The following is a 22,787-nucleotide window of genomic DNA, read 5'->3' as shown; positions in this document are numbered from 1 at the left end:
TTATTATATTCTTTTTATGTGAATTATAAAAGTTAAAAAAGACTGTTTTATGTTCACGAAGATAATTGATGCATCATTAATCATTTAACAAAATAATTAATGAAGGGAATAGAATTTTATGACAAAATCAAGAAAAATTCTAGGATTTATAGGTCTAGTTTTAGCACTCTTTATGGGAGCTTTAGATGCCACGATTGTTAATATCGCCCTACCAAATATTATGGAAGACTTACATACAGGATTGACTGATACAAGTTGGGTAGCAACAATCTATGTTTTAGCAATGTCTGTATTTATTATTACTGTTTCAAAACTCGCTGATATCTACGGTAGAAAATTGGTTATGCTAATTGGTGTAGTCATATTTGGCATCTTCTCATTCGCATGTATGGTGGCTGATTCTTTATTACTCTTAATTATTTTTCGGTTCTTCCAAGGAATTGGAGGTGCCATATTAACTCCAATTGTTCTCCCCATGGGAATTGAACTACTTGGGAAAGAGAATACCAGCCGTATTGCTGCTATTATGGGGACCTTCAGTGCCTTAGCTGCAGCGGGGGGACCAGTAATTGGTGGTTTAATTGTCCATTGGACAACATATCATTGGATTTTTGGTATTAATGTTCCAATCGCTATCTTTGCATTCTTGATGATCCTAGTAGGGACAAAAGAATCATATGATTTAAAAATTTCAAAGAATATTGACTGGCTAGGTATTATTTTTCTTACTTGTACTTTAGGTGGACTTATATTTGGTTTATTAGAAGGTCACGAGTATGGTTGGGCATCACAAACCATCATAGCTAGTTTTATTATTAGTGTTGTAGGCCTTTTTTTTCTTTGTTTAACCGAAGGAAGAGTAAAATCACCTATCATTGACTTAAATTTATTCAAGGAAAGTACATTTACATCTTCAAGTCTTATTTATATGATTTTTGGATTTGCGATTATCGTACCTTCATTGATCTTAAACTATTTCTTGCAAAATGTTCGTAACTATTCTGCTTTGCATTCGGCATATCTTATTATTCCTACCTCTTTAGCTATCGTAGTAGGTATGCCGTTAGCAACTAAGATGTACCAAAAAATTAGTGCAAGATTGCTCATTAGTATCGGTTTGGTTATTACAGCAAGTGGATTATTTATGCTTAGTCTTATTCAGTATAATACCTCACAAAGCTTCATTGTTTGTTGTAATGTAGTTATTGGTTTAGGACTAGGATTTATGGCAATGTCCTTAACATCATCAGTAAAATATTTACCAATTAATAAGTCTGGAATTGGGTCAGGTATCGTTAATGCTTCTAGATATATTGGGCAGGCCATTGGTATGGCTCTCTTGGTTACCATTTTAAATAGCAACGTTAATGTTGCTAAAACACAAATTAAGGAAACAGCATATAACCAAATTGAAAAACGGGTTTTATCAACAGACGTAAAAAAAGTTGCTAAGAAGGAAATTTCAAAAACTTTCGATACGACTAAGAAAAATAATAGTATTTCAACCAAACAAAGTAATATGGTTGAGGCAATCAAAATAGCTGCTCAAAAAACAGATAATCTTCCAGAACCTAAAAAGGGGAGTAATTATAGAAAGATTTATGATGCAAATCAGTTATTAATCAATGGAGTTGAAACTGTTAGCTCAAGTGTCCCACAGTTATCAACTAGTTTAAAAACTATATCTGGAGGACAAGCTAAAGTTGGTACAGCGATTAAATTATTAGCTCAAAAGGATGAATTAGCATCTGCTCTTAAAGTCATTGTTAAAGAAAAAAATGAGCAGTTAAGCAGGGCATTTGATAATGTATTTATTGTAGGAGCAGTCATTGTATTGATATGTACTCCATTAGCTCTGATGACAGAAAAGCGAAAAGATGAATAACTAAGTTATTTTATAATAGGAAAAGCCAGTCTAAACTTTAGGCTGGCTCTTTTATATAATTTAAATAGTAAGTAAACAGATTTGGAACATAGAAAATCTTTTGTTCACTTATATTGTATTTTTAAGATGTAAAATTTTTCTTTCAAACCTCTCAAACCATCACTTGTCATTCACAATATTGGCAAAGGCTTCTTGGATGTCCTTATTATTGGTAGGGTACATGTAATACATGTTCTCAGGATTCCCCTGATTTTGCATGGAAACTAGGACCACTGGTTGACCTTTATGGATGGTGAAATGGTAGAGAATCATGGCGGAACCTGAATACCCGTAGCTGTCTAAAATGATATAGTCGGCTGTCCCTGTACCATCGTCAGAAAAGGCAACGTCTACCTTTTGTTGGTTGGTCATTGGGGCATTTTGTTCTGTCTTTTCACCTACAATAATGCGGTTATTTTTAGCAAAAGACATGGCACCAAAGAAATCGTCACTTCCGTTAGGTGTTAGCCTTCTATAACTTTCTTGATTCATCTTGTGCCCAAACTCCACCATGTAACTTGCGAGCTTGGCAGCCTTGTCACTATTCCAAAGGGCTGTCGTATTGGTTGGGCTAGTCTGGCTGGACTGACTCTTGCTTTTCACTCTGTAATAAGACGTGTAAACCACCCCTGGCCCAGCAGACTCTGGAATTTGAACCAAACGATCTGTGTCTTTGACAGAATTGTCCGGAGACGGTGCTGCTTGATTGGCTGGCACAGGCACAAAAGGATTGACCCCATGCCCTGGACCATTGTCCGCAAAATAAAACATAGGCTGACCGTTGAAATCTTTAACGACAGTCTTGCCATCAGTACTTCCTGTCTCTTCAGACTTTGTGAGCCCTGACTTGGTAATGGTCACAACATGACTACCGTCAGAAACCCAGTCACCTTCGATGCTTGAAAAATCACCATTTCGAATAGCATCCACATCCATGGCAGGCGTTTTAGCTTCTGATGAGGCATTCTGACTTTGAGAACTAGAGTTTGAAGACGACTCAGAAGCTCTGGAACTCGATTGTTTAGACTTGTCTGAGGAAGACGTTTGACCAGTCTGACTGCTTGACGAAGAGACCGCAAGGGATGACGTTTGTTGAGCTTGTGAATGAAGGGAATGCCAAGCAAAAATGGCACTACCACCAAGAAGCGTCATACAAGAAACTGCAAGAACTGACGCTACGACCTTATGAGTCACAACATACTGACTTAAGGTTTGCCAAAAGCTCTTCTTAGATGCTAACAATAAGCTCTCTACTTCTACTCGATTGGCCAAGAGACTACCATTTTGTATCGCCTCGTCGACCTCTGTCAACTTTGGGCGACGTCCATAAATCTTTATAAAATAGGTTAACCATTCTTCTGCTTTCATCTCATCTCCTTTTTGAAGCGTAATAGTTTCATTGTAGCATAAATTAGGGATTCTAGTTGACTTGTAGAAAAGAAAAAACTGCAAGCAAGTAGCCGCAGTTTGTGTATAAACTTGGTTCTTATTTCTGAGTATTGCCAAGTTTTTTAAGATAAGTATAGCCCAGATAGAAAAAGAAAAGCGCTAAAAGAATAAAGAACCCCATGACGAGTTTGGTCCCACCTAATTGATAGGCAATGTAAACAAAAGTATTAACCTTGATCTGACCACCCGTTTTTTCCAATAGCGAAAGGCTCTGTGAGTAATAGTGACCAAGCCAAATAGCTCCTAGCCCTAATAACGGATAAATAATGACACCCAAGATAGGGTTCTTTTTTAACAAATTATCTAACATACATCCCCCAATTTTTTTAATGCTATAGTAATAGCTTACCAAAGAATGACTAGAAAAGCAAAGTGCCTCCCATTGCACAAAAATCAAAAGGAACCGGGCCAAGAAGCTGGTTCCATTGTAAATCTAAAAGACGACACGTGTTCCATGAACTTGCTCAAGACCAAGTATGGCAAGAAATTGGTCACGATTAGCCACGGAGATACCACCTCCTGCTAAAATATCCAACTGACCGTCTGCTAGCTGAACCAATTCTGCATAACGTTTCAAGCGTAAGTCTAGAGCAGTCTCAGGAGTTCCAGCACGGGTGAGAAGACGCGTCACACCGTGGTCCTTAAGCCACTGAATAGCACTAGACTGAGCTGCTTTAGGGATTTGGTCAAAGGCCATATGCATGGTGACCTCTAGGTCTCGACTAGCATCTAACAAGGTCTTTAGAGCTTCTGTATCGAGTTGGTTTTCTGAAGTCAAAGCACCTAGTGCAAAGCCGTCAACACCCAATTCACGCGCACACTTGATATCTTCTAGCATGATAGCTAATTCCTGCTGGCTATAGACAAAGTCGCCCCCTCGTGGACGAATCATCACAATCACCTTAGCCTGATAATCCTTGGCCAACCCAACAGCCGCCTTTATGACACCATAAGAAGGTGTCGTGCCTCCAACAGCCAGATTATCACACAACTCCACGCGTTGAGCACCGGCTTGAAAAGCTTTTTCTAAGTAAGTCACATTCTCTGCACAAAATTCATATATTGGCATACTGAACCTCCAATTAGTTGTAGTAGCAAGGGGATTATTTCTTCTTTTGTGGAAAAAGCGGGAGACCAAGTTTGGCAATCTTTTCAGCTGGGGTCTTCATGCCATCCTTGACCCATTTGGAAATCACTGAGACAATAGCTGAGCTCCAAAAGGAATTGAGGTAACTACCGGCACCATTTGATGAGCTACCATTTCGTTTTTCCAAAAAATCATAAACTGCCTTGGTCAATACCTGCTCAAAATTATAATCAATGGCAAGACTGATGATTTTGGCTTCTTTTTTGACTTCCTTAAGGAGATAAACCCAGACCTGATAGAGATCAGTCTTGAGATTATAGCCGTCCAAGGACTTAGTAATCTTTGCAATGCTAGACTCAAAAATAGACTTCAAAATCTCTTCCTTAGAACCATAATTGCGATAAAAGGCAGCACGAGATACACCCGCACGTTCAACAAGTTCCGATATGGTAATCTTTTTAAAGTCTTTTTTCTCCAACAATTGCAGGAGAGAAATTTCGATGGATTCTCGTGTAATTGCTTTGTTTTCTTGGTTAAATCGTTTGAGATTTTCCAAAGATTTCTCTGAGATTTTTCTTTCTGCCATAACATTCACTTTCTATCTGTCACACCTGATGAGATCTGCTTTGATAGCAATGCACTTCATGATAAAATTGTAAAAGAAGACAAATAACTTGTCAATGTACATTATGCAGATATGAGGTGTAACCTATGAAATGGAAAATTATTGCGGATTCAGGCTGTGACTACCGTTCTTTGGACAATCTGGCACCAGATACGGAGTTTGTCAGTGTTCCTTTGACTATCCAAGTGGGCGAGACCATTTACAGGGATGATGCCCAACTCAATATTGATCAAATGATGGAGGAAATGTATGCGACTACGACTGCTTCTAAGTCTGCCTGTCCGAGTCCTGATGATTATATGAAATCCTTTGAAGGAGCGGACAATATCGTCGTCGTGACGATTACTGGAACCCTTTCTGGTAGCTACAATAGTGCTGAAATCGCTAAGAAAATTTATCTGGAAGAGCATCCTGATACTAAGATTCACGTGATTGATAGCCTGTCAGCTGGTGGCGAGGTCGACCTTATCGTTCGTAAACTCAATCACTTAGTCGCTGAAGGCCTTGATTTTGATCAAGTCGTTGATGGCATCACAGCTTATCAAGCCAAGACTAAGTTGCTCTTTGTTTTAGCCAAAGTTGATAATTTGGTGAAGAATGGTCGTCTAAGTAAACTAGTTGGCACCGTTGTTGGACTCCTCAATATCCGTATGGTCGGTGAAGCTAGTAAGACAGGTACTCTTGAATTGCTTCAAAAAGCCAGAGGTCAAAAGAAAGCCATCAAAGCTGCCTTTGATGAACTCCTCAAGGCTGGTTATGCTGGAGGCCACATTACGATTGCCCACCGCAACAATGAAAAATTTATCGAGCAATTCTCTGAATTGGTTCGTGAAAAATTTGCCCAAGCAAGCATTGAAGTCCTTCCTACTTCTGGACTCTGTAGCTTTTATGCTGAAGAAGGCGGACTCCTTATGGGGTATGAAATTTAAGACGACATTGAAAAGAGGCTGGACTACATGTTCGGTCTTTTAAAAATCAGATTATGCTATTTGATAATCAGCAGAATAGGATTATAAAACTAAAAATTCTTTCTTGACAATCCAACGTAATCGCTTTCATCACCCCCTTCATTTATGGTAAGATGGAAGTGACGCATTAGTGTCATATTCTTAAAAATTAAAATCCCCTTATTAAACATGGAGATGCTTTATGAAACAGAAACATTCACATTTTCTAATCCCTGGGATCCTTCTTCTAGGGATTGTTTTGCGGGCTCCGTTCACAACCTTGTCCACTGTCTTATCAGACATTGCTTCAGGTCTAGGTGTTGAGGTCAGTTCACTCGGTCTCTTGACAAGTCTGCCTCTCTTGACCTTTGCCATATTCTCGCCTTTTGCGGCTAGCTGGGCCAAACGCTTTGGTATCGAAAGACTCTTCCTCGGTGTTTTAATTGTGATGACACTTGGTTCTGCTCTGCGTACCGTCAATCTCCCTCTTCTTTATGTGGGAACGCTTTTAGTCGGAGCTGGAATTGCCTTTATCAACGTCCTTCTCCCAAGCCTAATTCAGGCTAATGAGCCAAATCAGTTAGGATTCTTAACCACACTTTACATTACAGCCATGGGCTTGTCCACAGCCGTGGCTTCATCAGTAGCCGTTCCAATCACTAAGGCAACCTCATGGCAAGGTTTGGTCTGGGTATTGACAGCAGTCTGTGCCTTGGCTCTTGTGGTTTGGCTCCCCAATGTCCGTCACAATCATTATTTAGAACAAGATACTTCTACTAACGAAAATTCAGGCAGTTGGTATAAGAGCGGCAAAGTTTGGGCCATCATGATTTTCGGTGGATTACAGTCACTCTTCTTCTACACCACTATCAGTTGGCTTCCAACCATGGCCACTCAAGCCGGTGTCGGTGAAGCCAATGCCGGAATTCTAGCTTCCGTTTTCACACTGACGAGTATTCCATTCTCTATGATTGTTCCTAGCCTAATCACTAAACTTTCTAATCGTAACCGCCATTTGATGCTAGTGACTACCGTCCTAGCAGGATTCATCGGAGTTGCCATGCTCCTAGTCAATACAGACAGCTTTGTGTATTGGTTAGTCCTTAACCTCTTAATCGGAAGTTCTGCTAGTGTCCTATTCCCTTACATGATGGTTGCCTTTTCAATGAAGGCTAGCACCCCTGAAAAAACAGCCCAACTATCAGGTTTAGCCCAAACTGGAGGCTATATCTTTGCGGCCCTTGGACCAGTCCTGTTTGGTTCAAGCAAACAACTCTTTAACTCTTGGACCCCTGCCGTTTTAATTCTTCTCATCTTGACCCTAATCATGGGAATAGCCCTCTATAAAGTTGAAAAAACAGATGTTATTTTATAAGTGAAAAAATAATATAAGAAAATGCCCCACAAGTTGTAGCTTGTGGGGTGTTATTTGTGTGTGGCAAATGAATAAATGATTTAGTAAAAGCTTATTCTATTTTCATTTAGAAAGTAGCTAGGGCTAAGCATTAGAGTTTTACTCATGTACAACTTTAATCTTTCTTTTATTCGTGATGAGATAACTCAAAAAACTGATAATGGCGTGGACAGATTATAATGGGGAAAAGCTTTCATTAACTTGTACAAAATTTTGAGTTTGAATTCCTCCTACAAACTGTCTGTTTAACTTGTTGTAAACAAAAAAGAATAATTGTAAAATCACATAAAGAGAACACCAACAAAAAATCATCTGTTGGTGTTCTCTTCATTTTTAGATTTCTGAACAAAACTCTTGTCCATGGATCAGTAGGTACCCTTTATCTCTTTTTTCATGAACATTATTTTATAAACAGCAGATTACATTCTTAATATATATGGAAATATACAACTGTTCTATATCAACTTATATTCATACCGCTCTTCATCTACTTTCTGAAATCCCAAAGCCAAAAACATTCTTTGACTTTGAGTATTAAAAGGATATATTTGTGCAGAGACCTTTACCATATTTTGTTCTTTCGCCAGATGTATCATTTCAGAAACACATCGTCTTCCGATATGTAAATTCTGATACTCTTTGCTGATAACTATAGAAAGTTCCGAGTTATCTAGGAGTGTCACATCTCCAACTAACACTCCTTCATATTGGATATAATAGCAAGAACCATGTGAAGTTAGGTAATCATACATTTTATGAAGTTTTGTTAGATTGTAAATCTGATCAGTATTATCTACTTGTTTGCAAACCTCACTATCTTGATACCAAAGAAGGGAGATGTCATCATTTCTATAATAAGGAATAAGCGTTATCTGATCGTCTACTATTCTATTCATCTTTATTTTTCCTTATTTCTTCTTTAAAAAAGGCTCAACCAAATCAACCCAATCTTGAGGCAGATAAGCTGATAAATAGCCATGATGATAGCCCTTTGCTTCATACAAAATCGTATTTGGATGTAGCTGCTGAAATAATTTCGCCGATGCTTTCACACAGTTTAATTCTTTTTCACCATAGATATACAAAACCTGAGCTTTGCTAGCAGAAATCCTATCTTTCAGTTTGTAACGCCCCATATAGTCTTTGTAAATGGTCACCATTGTTTTGACAGGCGTCCTTGGCAGATCCTCCAAATAATAAGCTTTTATTTCCTCTGGATAAGCCAGTTTAGGATAGAGTTTGTTCATCATGCTTAACTGAAGTTTACAAGAGAATTTATTGAACATCAATTTACCAAATAGAGACACTAGAAAGATGCTGATTTTAGCTAATCTTGGTTGAGGAATACAGAGGCTTCCGTCTATGATGGCCTTCTCAGCAATTTCACTGTCTAAAGACAAAAGCTCCATGGCAATTTGACCACCAAGTGAAACACCACCGATTGCTAACAATTTCCCACCACAGTTTGCTTTGATATAGTCTAGAATCTCCAAAGCAGAATCTTCAGTAGAAACATAATCAAGTTGATATTCCTCGCCGTGGCCATTCAAAGTGGGTAGAATAACACGGTATTCTTCTGACAAGATTCGTGCTTGACGAAGATAATTCCACCAAGAACTGCCACCACCATGTATCAGTAAGATAGAAGGCAAATTCTTATCCCCAAATTCATGGAATTTCATGTTTAGACTCCTTACTTTAGGACTTTCACTTGCTAAATCCTTGTTTAATCAGCTCGTAGAAGCAAAGCTACACACTCCACGTGTCCTGCTTCATGTAATTGAACACTAGTTTCCTTGAACTCTTTGGTATATTTTTGGCTCATTTGGACATCTCCTTTGGTTAGATACTATTCTACCAAAACGTGTCCATAAAGTCATACTAACATCAGTTCACTTACTTTGACAAAGTGGAGGTATCTATCCTCAAGACCCTCAATGCATTCCATACTGCTAGTAGCGTTACACCAACATCTGCAAAGATGGCCTCCCACATATTAGAAATTCCCAATCCACTTAGAACCAAGAAAATTAGTTTAACTACAATAGCCAAGGTCATGTTTTGTTGGGCTATTCTGACTGTCTTTTTTGCCAGTCGAATGACTTGAGGAAGTTTTCCAAGGTCATCATCCATCAGTACAACATCTGCTGATTCAATGGCTGCGTCCGAACCTAGCCCTCCCATAGCAATACCAACATCTGCCCTAGCAAGAACCGGTGCATCATTCACCCCATCTCCAACAAAGGCAACAGCCTGCTGAGACTGAGTCAGAATTTCCTCAAATATACTCACCTTATCCTGAGGCAAGCAATCTCCAAATGCATCATTAAAGGCAAATTGCTGTGCAAATTCATCAACCACTGCCTGGCGATCGCCTGAAAGGAGAACCGTCTTTTTAATTCCGACTGCCTGTAAATCCTTCAAGGCCTCGATGCTCGTCTCCTTCACTTGGTCTGTGATAAGGAAATAGCCTAGAAAATGACTGTCCTCTGCCAAATAGAGAACTGTTCCTGTGCTGTCAATAGCTGGATAAGCAATCCCTTGAACTTCCATTAATCTAGCATTCCCAAGATAGAGCTGTCTGCCATCTACCCTACCGGACATGCCCTGCCCTGGTAGCTCGGTAATCTGACTCACCCTATTCTCGTCCACTTCCTGTCCATAGGCTGTTCGAATAGAGTTTGCGATTGGATGATTGGAATAGCTTTCCAGATGGGCAGCGAGGTACAGAATATCATCCTCGACACCTTCTGCGTTGACAACGGTATCCACCGCAAAGATACCTTTTGTAATTGTCCCCGTCTTATCAAATACGACCGTATCCAACTTGGCAAGAGCCTCTAAATAATTCCCACCTTTCACTAAGACACCTAATTTAGATGCTCCCCCTAGCCCGCCAAAGAAACTCATTGGTACCGAAACCGCAAGAGCACAAGGGCAAGAAATGACTAAAAAGGTAAGTGCCCGATAAAGCCAAGTCGACCACTCCCCTAAACCAAGCAAGGGAGGCAGGCTTGCAAGCAGAAAAGCGATTCCGACAACCACTGGTGTATACACACGCGAAAAACGTGTGATCATCCGTTCCGTCTCCGCTTTTTTATTGCTTGCATTTTCAACTAATTCCAAAATTTTGTTGACCGTTGATTGCGAAAAAGTCTTACTCACTTCAATTACCAATGGACTAGTCAAATTGATCACACCACTTGTAATGTCCTCACCAACGCCAATTTCCCTAGGCAGTGATTCTCCTGTCAAGGCTGACGTATCCAGAATAGAACGACCTTCTCTGACCAGACCATCTAGGGGCACCTTCTCCCCAGGCTTAACTAAAATATGGTCCGCAACCCTTACTGTTTCAGGGTCTACTTGAACGGTTTCTCCCCCCTCTAGTCTCCAAGCCTTATCCGACCGAATATCCATCAATCGTGCAATGGACTGACGAGATTGAGAGGTGGCCTTATCTTGGAAATACTCCCCAATCTGATAAAAAAGCATGACGGCTACTGCCTCTGGAAATTCTCCCAAGAGAAAGGCTCCTAAGGTCGCGATACTCATCAAAAAGTTTTCATCAAAAAGATTACCACGTTGAATATTTTGAACCATCTTGATAAGAACCTTATGGCCGATAATGATATATAGGGTCAGATAATAGACCAGACGAATCCAGAAATACTCCTCTGGCAGGAAAAAGCCGAAGGCAAATAGAATCATAACAGCAAGTAGCAGCTCTTTCGCCCAATCTCGTTTTTCTGGAAGTGCCTCTTCCTTTTTCTCACTGATAACTTCGATTCCAGGTTCAATAGCATCCACCAAGTCAATAATTTCCTTATCTATCCCATCTTCGCTTTTTGTTTCCAAAATCAGCTTTTGAGCTATCAGATTGACAGTGGCAGATTCTACCTGCTCCAATTGATTGACAGCACGTTCAATCTTAGCAGCACAATTGCCACAGTCAATTCCTCGAAGTTCATACTCTTTCTTCATGTTTTTCCTCTTTCAAATGTTTCAGTGTCAAAGACAAGACTGCTGCGACATGATCGTCCGCAAGTTCATAATAGGTCATCCTTCCTTTTTTCTCCCCCTTGACCAATTGGCAGTCCCGCAGATAGCGTAGTTGGTGAGAAATAGCAGACTTGGTCATCTGTAACGCAATCGCTAAGTCTCCGACACAAATTGGATTTTGCCGTACTGCTTGTAAAATCCGCAAACGAGTTGGGTCAGAAATCGCCTTAAAAAAATTGGACATATTTAGCAATGTAACGGTATCAAACTCCGTCTCATGGACCCCTTGAATTAAATCTGGATTACAAGCTGTTAAACACTGTGACATATTTTCTATTCCTCCTATACTAAAGTTGTATCAAGTAACATCATGATTAGAAATCCGGCCATAACCCCACTTGTCGCAATATCGGTATTCTTGTGCTCTTGAGCACCTGGCACAAGTTCTTCCACTGCAACATAAATCATGGCTCCCGCCGCAAATAAGAGAGCATAAGGTAGTAGCTGGGTCATAGACATAACAGCATAGGCCCCTAAAACAGCTGCAATCGACTCAACAATCGCTGACATGGCGCCATAGTAGAAAGCTGATTTCCTACTTCGCCCTTCTACCCGTAGTGGCAAGGACAAGGCAGAGCCTTCTCGAATATTTTGGATGCCAATTCCCAAGGCCAATCCAAGGGCACTCATTCACGTAAAGGAAAGTCTAGTTGCGAGATTTGCCACACTAGCAAATGCCACACCAACTGCTAAGCCCTCTGGTATATTATGAAACACTACCGCCAGATAAAGCAGCATGGTCTTTGATAAGGGTCTTTTGGGATTCAAAATCCCTTCCTTATCACTCATCTGATGATTCAAATGTAGGTCGGGAACCAAATAATTAATAAAGCGGATAAATAAGCCCCCGACAATAGAACCAACAGCCGTCGTCAACCAGTAAAATCTGTTCGTAGCTATTGACTGGCTATAGTCCAAAGAAGGGACAAGCAAAGGCCAGACTGCCGCTGCCGTCATAATGCCCGCTGCCAAGCCCATCATCATATCCATGAATTTTTGATGAATGGTTTTGACAAAAAAGACCAAACTAGCACCGATAAGGGTACAAAACCAGTTGAATAAGCCAGCTAATAAAGCTTGCATTACTGGTGATAGAGAAGAAAAATTACATCTCATACCTCAATAATCGATGATTCAGTTGAACAACCACTCAACTATTATCATTATAGTTGAACACTCGCTCAATTGTCAAGGAAGAAAGTAAAAAAGCTATGAGAAATCCCCATAACTTTGTAAATTATTGAAGCAATCTCGTGTTCTTAGAGAATATCACAATGCCATAAAAAGCCCAAAGGACTATTTGGAATTATCATATCATATAACGCTTCGACACAATTTAACGATTACTATATTGAGAAACAAACTTTACTCCTCAAGAAAGTTAGATGTTCCCAATGCTATCCGTAAGAGTACTTAAAACCTTGAAACATACTGATTTCAAGGTTTTTATAACGTGTTATTGTATCACCTAATTTCTACTGATTTCCATAGATCAAACCTTTCGTGATTTTTTCATATAGGTGGGTACGTTTCTATTCCCTCAAACTCCTTGTCAATGGAAATAAAAACGTACCCACAGTGTAAATGGAAATAGAATTTGAGAATTCCTAACTATCACTTCCACTCACTCCAAAAATTACTTACTCTAATACTTCCCCACCATAAAGCAAAAAGCCTTGCAATCAAGGCTTTTCATTATCCCTTTCGTTCAAAGGTTCTAGGCTTTTACGAGCAAAGCTACACACTCCACGTGTGCTGAGAGCTTTCTTCTATACTAATAGACGAAAGGGTGTGAAAATGATTTTTAAATGATACTGTGGAACGGAACAGTAGCCCTAGTATTGACTACTGTCGTTTCTATTCATATTGGCTATTCTAGGACTGAGATGAAAAAATCTATAAATGCTCAGAATAAAATTGAACCCGCAAATCTCCCCAAAACAATGGTGAGTCATGTACTTGTATTATTCCGAAAAAATACACCTCTGGTGCAGTGAGACAAATTGGTGTATCTTATAGTGGCTTCGTAGATGAAAGCTATACTCTACTATCACTCTTTGATGATGTAGAACAAATTGAAAAAGATAATAGACTTCAGACAGCTATTGATGTTGTCAGAGAACAGTTTGGTTTTTTAGCCATACAAAAAGGAACCGTCCTAACTGAAGGTTCCAGAAATATTGAACGCAGTAAACTTATCGGTGGTCATTCCGCGGGTGGATTGGAGGGATTAAAATGAAACAAGAAAAAAATACAGTACAATTTTCAGAAATCCGTAGCAAAGGATGTAATGATATTGAAATGCTTGAAAGATTTTTACATGGAATCGTTGAAACAGCAACTTCAAAACTTCGTCAGAGAAAACTCAAAACAACTGAAATATCGATACGACTAGTACATGCTAAATCTGAAAACCGATTACCATTGGAATTTACATTTAGCATTAAGCCAACAAGCTCATCTGTGATAATCTATACTGAGGTAATCAATCGCTTTAAAGAATGTTACACAGGTGGGGGAATTCAAGGTTTTACGATTCAATTTGATAAAAATACCCTTGCCTCTGCATAGAAAGGATTTGATATGATTGACCGTTCATATTTACCATTTCAATCAGCAAGAGAGTACCAGGATACAAAGATGCAAAAATGGATGGGCTTTTTCCTATCTGAACATGCATCAGCACTCTCTGATGATACAAACAAAGTAACGTACATGTCTGACTTATCACTAGAGAAGAAATTATTACTCCTCAGTCAAGTATACGCCGGGCAGCTACGCACACGCATTCAAGTGATTGAAAAAAACAAGCGTGTTTCCTACACTGGAACAATACCAAGTCTGACCAAAGATTTCATTTTGATAAAAACTACAACAGGTCACATCAATTTGAAATTAAAAGACATTATTAGTATTGAACTTGTCGAGGAGGTGCTCTATGAATCAGCTTGAGTTTCAGCGTAATCACCTACAAATGGACTATTATAGCGAGAGCTACCAAGATTTTGAACGTGACTTCTACCGCTACTCTAACATGAATATTCCATTGACCTTCCTAACTGATGATATCCTAAAAACAATGGCGACTTCACGTAAGAATTACTTTGTCCTCAATAAGGAAAAGTCCAGAGATAACCGCGATCACTTCTTCATATTTGAAGTAAGTACCGTAGATGAGAATCCGCTAATCTATCATTATACATATAAGAAAACTACAATATATTTAGCAGAAAAATAGGAGCAGTTCAATTGACTGTTCCTATTTTTAATATTCATAAAATCTAAAGTCTTTATACTCTTTAACAATGGAGTCGCCAACCAGAACAGACTATACTGACCAGCGACTACCTTAAATTTAATGTTTCAGATTTATTTTCTTATCTCTAATTTCATAAACTACATCTGCTACATTTTCGAGTAATCGTTTATCGTGGGTGATAAACACGATAGTTCCGGTGTACTCCTTCATTAGTATTTCCAAAGCCTCTAAACTTGGTATGTCAAGGAAGTTACTGGGTTCATCCATTATTAGGATGTTATATCTACCCATGAGCATTTTAGCAAGCAACAATTTTATAATTTCTCCACCGCTTAAAACAGATAAACTTTTTCCAATATCGTTCTGTTTGAACCCCATAGATGCTAGCACTGAACGAATTTCTGATATATTGTAGTCACAATCCTTCTGCATAAACTCCATAACATTCTGATTACTGTTGTACTTGTAACCATTCTGTGCAAAGTAACCTATTTTTGCCTTAGGCGAAATAGAAATTCCTTCTTCATGGTTTAAGATCATTTGGATTAAAGTTGTTTTTCCGATTCCATTACCACCAGTTAACGCCACTTTTGCTCCTAACGGAATTTGAAAAGATGCATTTTCAAACAGAGCCTTATCCCCAAATACTTTATTAATTTCTGCACCGACTATAGGGTATGGATTATGGAGCTCCAATGCTTTACTTTGCCTGAAACGAATTCTGCGAATGCCTTCCGGAGCTTCTACTTTTCCTAAGGCCGCAATCCTGTGCTCTAGGGTTTTAGCAGCATTATACATCTTTTTTTCCTTACTTCCTATTGATTTTTGATGAGCTAAACGCCCTCCGTCTTCAGTACTTTTTTTCTTTGAAGAACCTTTTGCCTTCTGTTCTATTTTACGAGCCTGTTTTCGCTTTTCCTCCGCAGCCCTTTCCAATCGGGCACGTTCCGCAATAAATTGTTCGTATTCTGCAGCTTGGCTCTTACGTTCTTCCTCTTTCTGACGAAGATAATCAGAATAGTTTCCCCAATACTCAGTGATTTTGCCATCTTTCAGTTCCCATATTTTATCTACTATTTCATCAAGAAAATAGCGGTCATGGCTAATAACTAACAGTGCACCTGTAAAATATTTTAGCTGTCCTATTAGAAAATCAATTCCTTCACGGTCTAAATGGCTCGTAGGTTCATCCGCTAAAATACCATGAACCTGTGCCGATAAGGCCTGTGCTATTTTAAGCCTTGTTTCTTCACCACCGCTCATAGTCTGTATATTTAATTGCTCAACACCTAGCTTGCCTACAAGTGCAAAATCTTTTTCCTCCTGCAGAGTTACTTCGTCCAACTGGGGAATATAGGCAAGTTCACCCAGACGATTCATTTTACATCCTGGGGGAGTTAATTCTCCTAAAAGTACCCTGAGTAAAGTGCTTTTTCCAGCACCATTTGCTCCTACTAAACCAATACGGTCATAATCATATACTTCTAATTCATTTATATCTAAAACATCGCGTCCTTTGAATTCCACACGAATGTCTTTTGCTTTTAATATTAATTCCATAACATTTCCTCCTGTCTATAATCGCATGCTTTCATTTGCTTGTATGCAGGGAAAACCCTGCGATTTTAGCAGGAAGAGTTACATGAAAATAAGATACATAAATATTCCTCCAATATTGTTTATTTTAAATCTAATTTTCTAACCTCAGTTATCATTTGGCAAACTATAGCAATGCCAATAATTAAAATACCTGATAGTAAAAACCAATGATTTACACCGATTTTATCAGCAAAGAATCCAGAAAGAATTAACCCAATTGGCATAGCAAGTGACATGATACTTCCGATCAAAGAAAATACACGTCCTAAATATTCAGGCTTAATTTTCTCCTGAAAAAGAGCTGTTTGCACACCGCTATAAAATGGCACCGAAAGCCCCATTATTGCACAGCAAACTACGAATATTACAAATCCATTTGGAGGAAGTATTCCCGAAACGGCTAAACTGGTCCCCATTATAAAAAATGAACTTGTTATTAGTAATACATGCTTTTCGAAGCCCCCTAATCTTCCTAATAATAAGCCTCCTGCTAGCATCCCAAATGCAAAGGAAATTTCCGTAATAGAAATATGCACAGGTGTTCCATTAAAGTGTTCCATGCTTATTAAAGGAAATAGTGCATTGATTGGCATATAAACAAAAGTATATAGTGTTCCTAAGAGTAATAAGGCAAACAATCCTTTGTTTTGTCTCAGAACCACAACTCCTTCTTTCATCTCCCTTATGAAATTTGGTTCTAAACTTTGCACTTGATTACCCAGCTTAGGTATACGTACAATTGCTACCGTAATAGATGCAATCACAGCACCCAATACGTCGATGGCAATAATAGCATTTAAATCCCAAACGGAGTATAAGAGTGCTGCAACTGCCGGACTAACAATATAGCTTATAGACTGCAAAGACTGACTATAGCCTGCGCATTTCGTTAGCTGTTCTTCTGGTACTAAAAGTGGTGTAACCGCATTGAGTGCTGGGGTATGAAAAGCTGTTCCAATGCTACGGATAAACAATACTATCATAATCATCCAGACAGGTAGCTCCATACAGAATGCAACAATAGCAAGCACTGCACCAGCTGCTGCGATAATTAAATCGGCACCAATCATTATCTTCTTCCTATCATGACGATCCACTAGCACACCAATGGCAGGTCCCAAAATCGCATAGGGTAAAAAACCTACTAATGAAGCCATAGACAAGACCATCGCAGATCCTGTTTTTTCTGTAAGGTAAAAAATAATCGCCATTTGCAGGATGGCACTAGTGATTAATGATACTGCTTGCCCTGCCCATATTGCATAAAATTTTCGTTTCCAATTGTTGTATTTTTCCATTTATATTATCTCCTGCATATTATTTTGCTTGAATTTCTATTTTGAATAGCATTCTAGGCAATAAAAAATGCAGGCCAAACCCCACAATGTGGCTTTTGGTCTGCATACATACAATTTGGAAACATTCATATTAAAGACATAGTTAAATAAAGGTATAGTTAAATAACCAATATCCTCACCGTAACTAATGAATGCTCAATATCGTATAAATAAGCACAACAAAAAAGCCTATCATCGGGTATAGATTCTGCTTTTTTTATTGCCAGCTTATCTTAAACGCATTGAGGCTGTCATAGTTTCGGTTCCTCCTACATCTTTGTTTATATCAATTTATAGTATAACACAACAAGATGATATGTTCAATATAAAAGTTATGGAATGAGACTCATACTTCCAATTCGATGCCAGATTTAAAGGATATGACGAAGTTTTCTTCATAGACTGTAACGCTCTGGATTATCTTCCTTAGTAGCAAGCGATTAGCTTTCACAAAATCTTCTGTTTGTAGTTTTAAAAATTCATCAGGATTTTCTAACTCAACCTCAAAATATTTCATTTTACATTCCCTCATTTCATTTATTGATAAATTGAGTTTGCAAAAAAGAGTGGACAATTTTTGTCTACTCTTAACCTTTAAAATAGTTTTTTTTAATCGATTTGAAGTTGCCTAAATTATTACTTATTCGGTAAAATGAAGTATTGCTTTCAACAGATTTCCTTCAACTACACTTCACTTGATTCAAACAAGGTGGGTACATTTCTATTCCCACAAACTCCTTGTCAATGGAAACAAACACGTACCCACAGGGTAAATGGAAATAGAATTTGAGAATTCCTAACTATCACTTCCACTCACTCCAAAAATTACTTACTCTAATACTTCCCCACCATAAAGCAAAAAGCCTTGCAATCAAGGCTTTTCATTATCCCTTTCGTTCAAAGGTTCTAGGCTTTTACGAGCAAAGCTACACACTCCACGTGGTGCGTTTGCGGAAATAAATCAACCGGTTGTACTTTCTTCAATTCATATCCCAATTCTTGGTAGAGTTTGATATCACGCGCCATGGTTGCTGGGTTACATGAGACGTAAGTAATCTTCTCAGGTTGCATGGCAACACTGGCTTTGATGAAGCTTTCAGTCAAGCCCTTACGTGGTGGATCCACAATGATGACGTCTGGTTTGATGCCATTCTTACTCCACTTAGTCATGGCATTTTCAGCTGAATCAGCCACATAGTGGGCATTAGTAATGCCGTTGCGTTCTGCATTTTTCTTAGCATCTTCGACGGCTGTTTCGATGACTTCAACGCCATAGACTTCCTTGACCTGTTTGGCGAACGACAAACCGATTGTCCCGATACCTGAATAGGCATCAATAACAATGCTGTCGCTGTTTAGGTCTGAGAAGTCAATGGCTGTTTGATAGAGTTTCTCAGCCATTTCGGTGTTAACCTGATAGAAAGACTGGGCAGAAATCTCATAGTCATTACCCAACATACTGTCTGTGATGGTGTCTTGACCATAAAGGGTGCGGAACTCCTTGCCAAAGATGGCGTTAGTGTTCTTATCGTTGATGTTTTGGATGATAGAAACAACATTTGGGAAGGCTTCCGTAATCTTAGCAATGACTTGGTCAATACGGAAAATTTTTGGTCTAGTCGTTACAAAGACCAGCATCATCTGACCTGAATAGTGGCCACGACGAACCACCAAATGACGAATTAACCCTGTCTGCTCCTTCTCATCATAAGGTTTGAGGTCATAGCGGCGAAGAAGATCACGGACAAAGACAATGAGTTTATCAATTTCCTTGTCTTGGATGAGGAAATCTTCAATTGGAATCAAGTCGTGAGAATTCTTGCGGTAGAAACCTGTTTCAAGCTGACCTTTAACACGGCGAACGGGCACTTGCGCCTTATTACGGTAGGCGTAAGGCGTCTCCATCCCCAATGTTTCAGCGACCTCTACGTCTGAGATACCTGCTGTCTTATAGAGGTTGTCCACAACTTGTTTACGCTTGAACTTGAGCTGCTCCTCGTAGGTCATATGGCCAAAATCAGCAATCCCTGAACGGAGGTAGGTCGCATCAATATCCTGATTACGATTTGGTGAAAGGGTCACATAATCCTCAACCTTACCAAAGCCGATATTTTTCTTGAGCTTAAGCACGCGCATCTTGATGACTTCACCTGGAAGGGCATTATCCACGAAAAAGACAAAGCCGTCCACCTTGGCAACACCTGCTCCTTCATGTGTCAAATCGACAATTTCAACTTCTACAATATCGTTTTTATTTAACATAATTCAACTTTCTTTACTTTTATGGGGCTTAAACATACCTTCAAAAGCCTTTTACTACCCTCCATTATAGCACATATAAATTAAATTTATGGCTGGCCATAAATAATATAGATTTTTCAGAAAAGTCATACAGTGCTATCATAGGTCCATGACAAAAAATTAAACGACTCAGCAACTTGTCTAGATGTCGTTTCTATATAAAGGAGAATAATCATGCCAGATATTACCATTCATACAATCGAAACTGCACCAGAAGAAGTCAAAGACGTCCTTCAAACAGTCAAAGATGCTAATGGGGGATACATTCCAAACTTGATTGGTCTCCTTGCTAATGCGCCAACTGCGCTTGAAACTTACCGTACTGTCGGTGAAATCAACCGTCGCAATTCATTGACACCAACTGAACGTGAGGTTGTTCAAATTACAGCTGCTGTTACTAACGGATGTGCTTTCTGTGTGGCAGGTCACACAGCCTTTTCAATCAAACAAATCCAAATGACACCTCAACTCTTGGAAGCTCTTCGTAACCGTACACCAATCGAAGACGATCCAAAACTTGATACCCTTGCTAAATTCACTATTGCCGTGATCAATACCAAGGGTGCTGTTGGTGACGAAGCCTACAATGACTTCTTGGAAGCTGGCTACACTGCTCAAAATGCCCTTGATGTTATCTTGGGTGTCAGCCTTGCTAGCTTGTGTAACTACGCTAACAATCTCGCACAAACACCGATCAACCCTGAACTTCAAGAATTCGCTTAATTCAAAACCAAAGGATAAACTAGAGGAGGACCTAAGCCTATGTCACATTTTTCAAAAGAATTCCTTACTTGGTTGGATACCAACGCTGACCATATTGACCAAGAGTCTGGACCCATTGCGGACCAACTTCTTGAAAAAATTGCTGCAAACGACGTCTTTAAAATCGGCGTACCTGCTGAGTTTGATGGCCTAGGTGGTGGTCCTACTCAAGTTGTTGATGTGCTTGATGAATTGGCACAACACTCTTTGACAGCTTCCTTTATTTCTTGGGGACACCGTACTTTCATCGAGTATATCCTAGCTAGCGACAATGCTTATCCTCGTGAAACATGGTTGAAAGAATTGTATACCGGTGAGCGTGCTGGTGGAACTGGCTTGTCAAATGCGGTCAAATTCTTGTCAGATATTGAAGAATTGAATGTTACCATTAGTCAAGAAGGTGATGACTACTATCTTGATGGTCGTTTGCCTTGGGTAACTAACCTACGTTCTGATAAATTCGCTGCTCTCTTTGCTGCTGACTTTAAAGATGGTAGCCAACCTTGGATTATCACCATTCCATCTGAAGCTGAGGGTCTCAGCCGTTCTGAAGATTTGGAATTTGTTTCCCTTCAAGGTGCTAACACTGCCTCTCTTACTTTCGATCACGTTAAGTTAGATCCTAATTGGATCCTTTCAAAAGAAGGTACAGACTATATTGCTAAAACACGTCCGAACTTCCTTGGTTTCCAATTTGGTCTTGCCTTTGGTTTGGCCAAACGTTCTCTTGATGAGGTTGAAGCTAGTCTAAACAGTAACCGTAGCGTTCTTCGTGAGGAATTTGAAGCTACACGTGAAAATCTTCTCGCTATCCAAGACCAACTCTTTGCAGGTCTTAATGATGCCGATTATTTCATTGACAAACCACGTGAACTTTTCCAATTGCGTATCGATATTGTCGACGTCGTAGCCAACAGCCTGCTCCTCGAACTTCAGGCTAGTGGTGGTCGTGGCTATTTGAAAGAATCAGAGTCAAGCTTTATCCGTCGTTGGAATGAAGGCGTCTTCCTTCCAATTGTATCTCCGAGTGCGGTGCAGCTTCGTCACATTCTTGCAGCTAGCTAGAAAGGCCGGTGGACCAATGATGGTATTTTTTAAGAAAATTCCCTTGGCCCTATCTAGTCTAGTTCTTGCCCTCTTTAGTTTATCCAATCAAATAAGCCACTATACCCTGATTGCTCAGGGTATTTGGTGTTTAGCCAGTATAGGTTTTATACTTATACTGGGACGCTTGATTCTTGGATTTGAACAAATAAGAGAAGATTTGCGAAATCCAGTCATTGCTTCGGCCTTTGCTAGTTTCTTTATGGCTGCCTTTCTATTTGCCAGCCGCCTCCCACTAGCTCAAACAGGATTGAGTGTGACTTGGCTTGGACTCCTTGGACTTTATATTGCCTATATTATTTTTTTCAGTCTGCGTTTTTTACGCCCATTTTCTTTGAATCAAGTCTATCCAAGCTGGTTCGTGGTCTATGTTGGCCCTGCTATCAGTCTTGTGACAGTACCGGCTAGTGTTCCAACTAGCATCAAGGGACTTATTCTGGGAGTAACGGGATTTGCGACTCTAGCCCTCTTTCCACTTGTTTTATGGAGAATGAGACAGATAGCCATACCTCACCTATATCAGCCTATACTTGCTATTTTAGCAGCACCTCTGGCCCTTCTCATTACCAGCTCAATCAAGAGTAATCAAAGACCTGCAACTATCATTTTACTTGCCCTACTTTTATTCTCACAAGTATTCTTTTTCTATGCTCTTAATCTCTTTGTAAAACTGGTTAGAAAAGGCTTTATACCACTTTTTGCAGCTTTTAGCTTTCCCTTGGTCAATAGTGTCAATGCTTTTAAGGCAGCTACCACCAGTCTTGGTTTAGTCAATCTTGCTACCCAATTGATTTATAAGGTAGAGTTCGTCATTATTCTTCTTATCATGACCTATTTGCTCTATCATTTTCTAAAACTCTTATACAAGGCGCTTATACAAGCTCTTAATACCAAAAAAGAAGCAGGTTCAGTGTGAA

The 22,787-nt window shown here is 39.4% G+C and carries 22 protein-coding genes and 1 pseudogene; 10 read left to right on the top strand and 13 right to left on the bottom strand.

The annotated features are described in order from the left end of the window. Positions 1 to 118: 118 nt before the first annotated feature. Entirely contained in the window at positions 119 to 1,885 is a 1,767-nt protein-coding gene (locus H7U04_RS05415; RefSeq protein ID WP_110980852.1) for a DHA2 family efflux MFS transporter permease subunit, read from the top strand. 159 nt (positions 1,886 to 2,044) lie between these two features. Here H7U04_RS05415 and H7U04_RS05410 read toward each other — a convergent pair whose 3' ends face one another. The 4 genes from H7U04_RS05410 to H7U04_RS05395 form a co-directional block, all read right to left on the bottom strand. Beyond that, a complete protein-coding gene (locus H7U04_RS05410) occupies positions 2,045 to 3,292 on the bottom strand; it encodes a DUF4767 domain-containing protein (protein ID WP_060972398.1) in 1,248 nt (415 codons plus the stop codon). A gap of 118 nt (positions 3,293 to 3,410) precedes the next feature. Beyond that, on the bottom strand, positions 3,411 to 3,683 hold the full coding sequence (locus H7U04_RS05405; RefSeq protein WP_003094891.1) for a hypothetical protein: 273 nt from the start codon (positions 3,681 to 3,683) through the stop codon (positions 3,411 to 3,413). 123 nt (positions 3,684 to 3,806) lie between these two features. Then, positions 3,807 to 4,442, bottom strand: a complete 636-nt coding sequence (locus tag H7U04_RS05400; RefSeq protein ID WP_003094690.1) for a copper homeostasis protein CutC — start codon at positions 4,440 to 4,442, stop codon at positions 3,807 to 3,809. A 34-nt stretch (positions 4,443 to 4,476) separates the two neighbouring features. After that, complete coding sequence (locus H7U04_RS05395; RefSeq protein ID WP_021144459.1) at positions 4,477 to 5,046, bottom strand: TetR/AcrR family transcriptional regulator; 570 nt, start codon at positions 5,044 to 5,046, stop codon at positions 4,477 to 4,479. Positions 5,047 to 5,171: 125 nt separating this feature from the next. On the opposite strand from H7U04_RS05395, the gene H7U04_RS05390 reads away from it, so the two are divergent. Both H7U04_RS05390 and H7U04_RS05385 read left to right on the top strand, forming a co-directional pair. Further along, positions 5,172 to 6,014 carry a DegV family protein gene (locus tag H7U04_RS05390; protein WP_004182868.1) on the top strand — a complete coding sequence of 281 codons (843 nt, stop codon included), beginning with the start codon at positions 5,172 to 5,174 and terminating at the stop codon, positions 6,012 to 6,014. Between the two features lie 220 nt (positions 6,015 to 6,234). Next, the gene (locus H7U04_RS05385) at positions 6,235 to 7,407 is read left to right on the top strand and encodes an MFS transporter (RefSeq protein ID WP_201059391.1); all 1,173 of its coding nucleotides are present in this window, start codon (positions 6,235 to 6,237) and stop codon (positions 7,405 to 7,407) included. A 494-nt stretch (positions 7,408 to 7,901) separates the two neighbouring features. Here the strand turns inward: H7U04_RS05385 and H7U04_RS05380 are convergent, their stop codons facing one another. From H7U04_RS05380 to H7U04_RS11380, 5 genes and pseudogenes are all read right to left on the bottom strand, one after another. Then, complete coding sequence (locus H7U04_RS05380; protein WP_004182871.1) at positions 7,902 to 8,342, bottom strand: GNAT family N-acetyltransferase; 441 nt, start codon at positions 8,340 to 8,342, stop codon at positions 7,902 to 7,904. A 12-nt stretch (positions 8,343 to 8,354) separates the two neighbouring features. Continuing rightward, positions 8,355 to 9,128 (bottom strand): alpha/beta fold hydrolase, encoded by a 774-nt coding sequence (locus tag H7U04_RS05375; RefSeq protein WP_002890514.1) that lies wholly within the window; start codon positions 9,126 to 9,128, stop codon positions 8,355 to 8,357. A gap of 214 nt (positions 9,129 to 9,342) precedes the next feature. Beyond that, the gene (locus tag H7U04_RS05370) at positions 9,343 to 11,430 is read right to left on the bottom strand and encodes a heavy metal translocating P-type ATPase (RefSeq protein ID WP_201059389.1); all 2,088 of its coding nucleotides are present in this window, start codon (positions 11,428 to 11,430) and stop codon (positions 9,343 to 9,345) included. Beyond that, complete coding sequence (locus H7U04_RS05365) at positions 11,414 to 11,776, bottom strand: ArsR/SmtB family transcription factor (RefSeq protein ID WP_002890511.1); 363 nt, start codon at positions 11,774 to 11,776, stop codon at positions 11,414 to 11,416. The genes H7U04_RS05370 and H7U04_RS05365 overlap by 17 nt, the downstream gene beginning before the upstream one ends. A 14-nt stretch (positions 11,777 to 11,790) precedes the next feature. After that, positions 11,791 to 12,624: pseudogene (locus H7U04_RS11380) on the bottom strand (ZIP family metal transporter). An 877-nt stretch (positions 12,625 to 13,501) separates the two neighbouring features. Here H7U04_RS11380 and H7U04_RS05350 point away from each other — a divergent pair. The 4 genes from H7U04_RS05350 to H7U04_RS05335 are packed head-to-tail and all read left to right on the top strand — an operon-like array spanning position 13,502 to position 14,746. Next, a complete protein-coding gene (locus H7U04_RS05350) occupies positions 13,502 to 13,747 on the top strand; it encodes a hypothetical protein (RefSeq protein WP_001813542.1) in 246 nt (81 codons plus the stop codon). Further along, on the top strand, positions 13,744 to 14,079 hold the full coding sequence (locus tag H7U04_RS05345) for a hypothetical protein (RefSeq protein WP_000806926.1): 336 nt from the start codon (positions 13,744 to 13,746) through the stop codon (positions 14,077 to 14,079). Before H7U04_RS05350 ends, H7U04_RS05345 begins: the two co-directional genes overlap by 4 nt. Before the next feature lie 12 nt (positions 14,080 to 14,091). Then, positions 14,092 to 14,460: a hypothetical protein gene (locus H7U04_RS05340; RefSeq protein WP_000567222.1), complete on the top strand. Its 369-nt coding sequence runs from the start codon at positions 14,092 to 14,094 to the stop codon at positions 14,458 to 14,460. Next, a complete protein-coding gene (locus H7U04_RS05335) occupies positions 14,447 to 14,746 on the top strand; it encodes a DUF5960 family protein (protein ID WP_001072467.1) in 300 nt (99 codons plus the stop codon). The genes H7U04_RS05340 and H7U04_RS05335 overlap by 14 nt, the downstream gene beginning before the upstream one ends. Positions 14,747 to 14,863: 117 nt before the next feature. Here the strand turns inward: H7U04_RS05335 and msr(D) are convergent, their stop codons facing one another. The 4 genes from msr(D) to rlmD all read right to left on the bottom strand — a co-directional run bounded on the left by msr(D) (position 14,864) and on the right by rlmD (position 19,965). Beyond that, the gene (gene msr(D), locus H7U04_RS05330; protein ID WP_000420313.1) at positions 14,864 to 16,327 is read right to left on the bottom strand and encodes an ABC-F type ribosomal protection protein Msr(D); all 1,464 of its coding nucleotides are present in this window, start codon (positions 16,325 to 16,327) and stop codon (positions 14,864 to 14,866) included. Positions 16,328 to 16,446: 119 nt separating this feature from the next. Further along, on the bottom strand, positions 16,447 to 17,664 hold the full coding sequence (gene mef(A), locus H7U04_RS05325) for a macrolide efflux MFS transporter Mef(A) (protein WP_000417519.1): 1,218 nt from the start codon (positions 17,662 to 17,664) through the stop codon (positions 16,447 to 16,449). A gap of 385 nt (positions 17,665 to 18,049) precedes the next feature. Then, positions 18,050 to 18,220: a hypothetical protein gene (locus tag H7U04_RS05320; protein ID WP_000873143.1), complete on the bottom strand. Its 171-nt coding sequence runs from the start codon at positions 18,218 to 18,220 to the stop codon at positions 18,050 to 18,052. Positions 18,221 to 18,609: 389 nt separating this feature from the next. Next, positions 18,610 to 19,965, bottom strand: coding sequence for a 23S rRNA (uracil(1939)-C(5))-methyltransferase RlmD (rlmD, locus tag H7U04_RS05315; RefSeq protein WP_201059387.1), 1,356 nt, complete (start codon positions 19,963 to 19,965; stop codon positions 18,610 to 18,612). Positions 19,966 to 20,178: 213 nt separating this feature from the next. Here rlmD and H7U04_RS05310 point away from each other — a divergent pair, with 213 nt between their 5' ends. Genes H7U04_RS05310 through H7U04_RS05300 form a run of 3 tightly spaced genes read left to right on the top strand, consistent with a single transcriptional unit; the run spans position 20,179 to position 22,786 of the window. Beyond that, on the top strand, positions 20,179 to 20,727 hold the full coding sequence (locus tag H7U04_RS05310) for a carboxymuconolactone decarboxylase family protein (protein WP_002885920.1): 549 nt from the start codon (positions 20,179 to 20,181) through the stop codon (positions 20,725 to 20,727). Positions 20,728 to 20,766: 39 nt separating this feature from the next. Next, the gene (locus tag H7U04_RS05305) at positions 20,767 to 21,831 is read left to right on the top strand and encodes an acyl-CoA dehydrogenase family protein (protein WP_037603965.1); all 1,065 of its coding nucleotides are present in this window, start codon (positions 20,767 to 20,769) and stop codon (positions 21,829 to 21,831) included. Positions 21,832 to 21,847: 16 nt separating this feature from the next. After that, complete coding sequence (locus H7U04_RS05300; RefSeq protein ID WP_110980858.1) at positions 21,848 to 22,786, top strand: ethanolamine utilization protein EutJ; 939 nt, start codon at positions 21,848 to 21,850, stop codon at positions 22,784 to 22,786. The last annotated feature ends 1 nt before the right edge of the window (position 22,787 follow it).

Source organism: Streptococcus sp. 22.1 (assembly GCF_016648645.1).
Classification (GTDB): Bacteria; Bacillota; Bacilli; order Lactobacillales; family Streptococcaceae; genus Streptococcus.
This window is presented reverse-complemented; position numbering and strand designations above follow the sequence as displayed.

Excerpts from the sequence above, each read along its gene's own strand:
- H7U04_RS05380 (WP_004182871.1), bottom strand. The coding sequence starts at position 8,342 with ATGAATAGAATAGTAGACGATCAGATAACGCTTATTCCTTATTATAGA.
- H7U04_RS05405 (WP_003094891.1), bottom strand. The coding sequence starts at position 3,683 with ATGTTAGATAATTTGTTAAAAAAGAACCCTATCTTGGGTGTCATTATT.
- H7U04_RS05390 (WP_004182868.1), top strand. The coding sequence starts at position 5,172 with ATGAAATGGAAAATTATTGCGGATTCAGGCTGTGACTACCGTTCTTTG.
- H7U04_RS05370 (WP_201059389.1), bottom strand. The coding sequence starts at position 11,430 with ATGAAGAAAGAGTATGAACTTCGAGGAATTGACTGTGGCAATTGTGCT.
- H7U04_RS05310 (WP_002885920.1), top strand. The coding sequence starts at position 20,179 with ATGCCAGATATTACCATTCATACAATCGAAACTGCACCAGAAGAAGTC.
- H7U04_RS05415 (WP_110980852.1), top strand. The coding sequence starts at position 119 with ATGACAAAATCAAGAAAAATTCTAGGATTTATAGGTCTAGTTTTAGCA.
- H7U04_RS05385 (WP_201059391.1), top strand. The coding sequence starts at position 6,235 with ATGAAACAGAAACATTCACATTTTCTAATCCCTGGGATCCTTCTTCTA.
- H7U04_RS05400 (WP_003094690.1), bottom strand. The coding sequence starts at position 4,442 with ATGCCAATATATGAATTTTGTGCAGAGAATGTGACTTACTTAGAAAAA.
- rlmD (WP_201059387.1), bottom strand. The coding sequence starts at position 19,965 with ATGTTAAATAAAAACGATATTGTAGAAGTTGAAATTGTCGATTTGACA.
- H7U04_RS05375 (WP_002890514.1), bottom strand. The coding sequence starts at position 9,128 with ATGAAATTCCATGAATTTGGGGATAAGAATTTGCCTTCTATCTTACTG.
- H7U04_RS05365 (WP_002890511.1), bottom strand. The coding sequence starts at position 11,776 with ATGTCACAGTGTTTAACAGCTTGTAATCCAGATTTAATTCAAGGGGTC.
- H7U04_RS05345 (WP_000806926.1), top strand. The coding sequence starts at position 13,744 with ATGAAACAAGAAAAAAATACAGTACAATTTTCAGAAATCCGTAGCAAA.
- H7U04_RS05395 (WP_021144459.1), bottom strand. The coding sequence starts at position 5,046 with ATGGCAGAAAGAAAAATCTCAGAGAAATCTTTGGAAAATCTCAAACGA.
- H7U04_RS05335 (WP_001072467.1), top strand. The coding sequence starts at position 14,447 with ATGAATCAGCTTGAGTTTCAGCGTAATCACCTACAAATGGACTATTAT.
- H7U04_RS05340 (WP_000567222.1), top strand. The coding sequence starts at position 14,092 with ATGATTGACCGTTCATATTTACCATTTCAATCAGCAAGAGAGTACCAG.
- H7U04_RS05320 (WP_000873143.1), bottom strand. The coding sequence starts at position 18,220 with ATGAAATATTTTGAGGTTGAGTTAGAAAATCCTGATGAATTTTTAAAA.
- H7U04_RS05300 (WP_110980858.1), top strand. The coding sequence starts at position 21,848 with ATGATGGTATTTTTTAAGAAAATTCCCTTGGCCCTATCTAGTCTAGTT.
- H7U04_RS05410 (WP_060972398.1), bottom strand. The coding sequence starts at position 3,292 with ATGAAAGCAGAAGAATGGTTAACCTATTTTATAAAGATTTATGGACGT.
- H7U04_RS05305 (WP_037603965.1), top strand. The coding sequence starts at position 20,767 with ATGTCACATTTTTCAAAAGAATTCCTTACTTGGTTGGATACCAACGCT.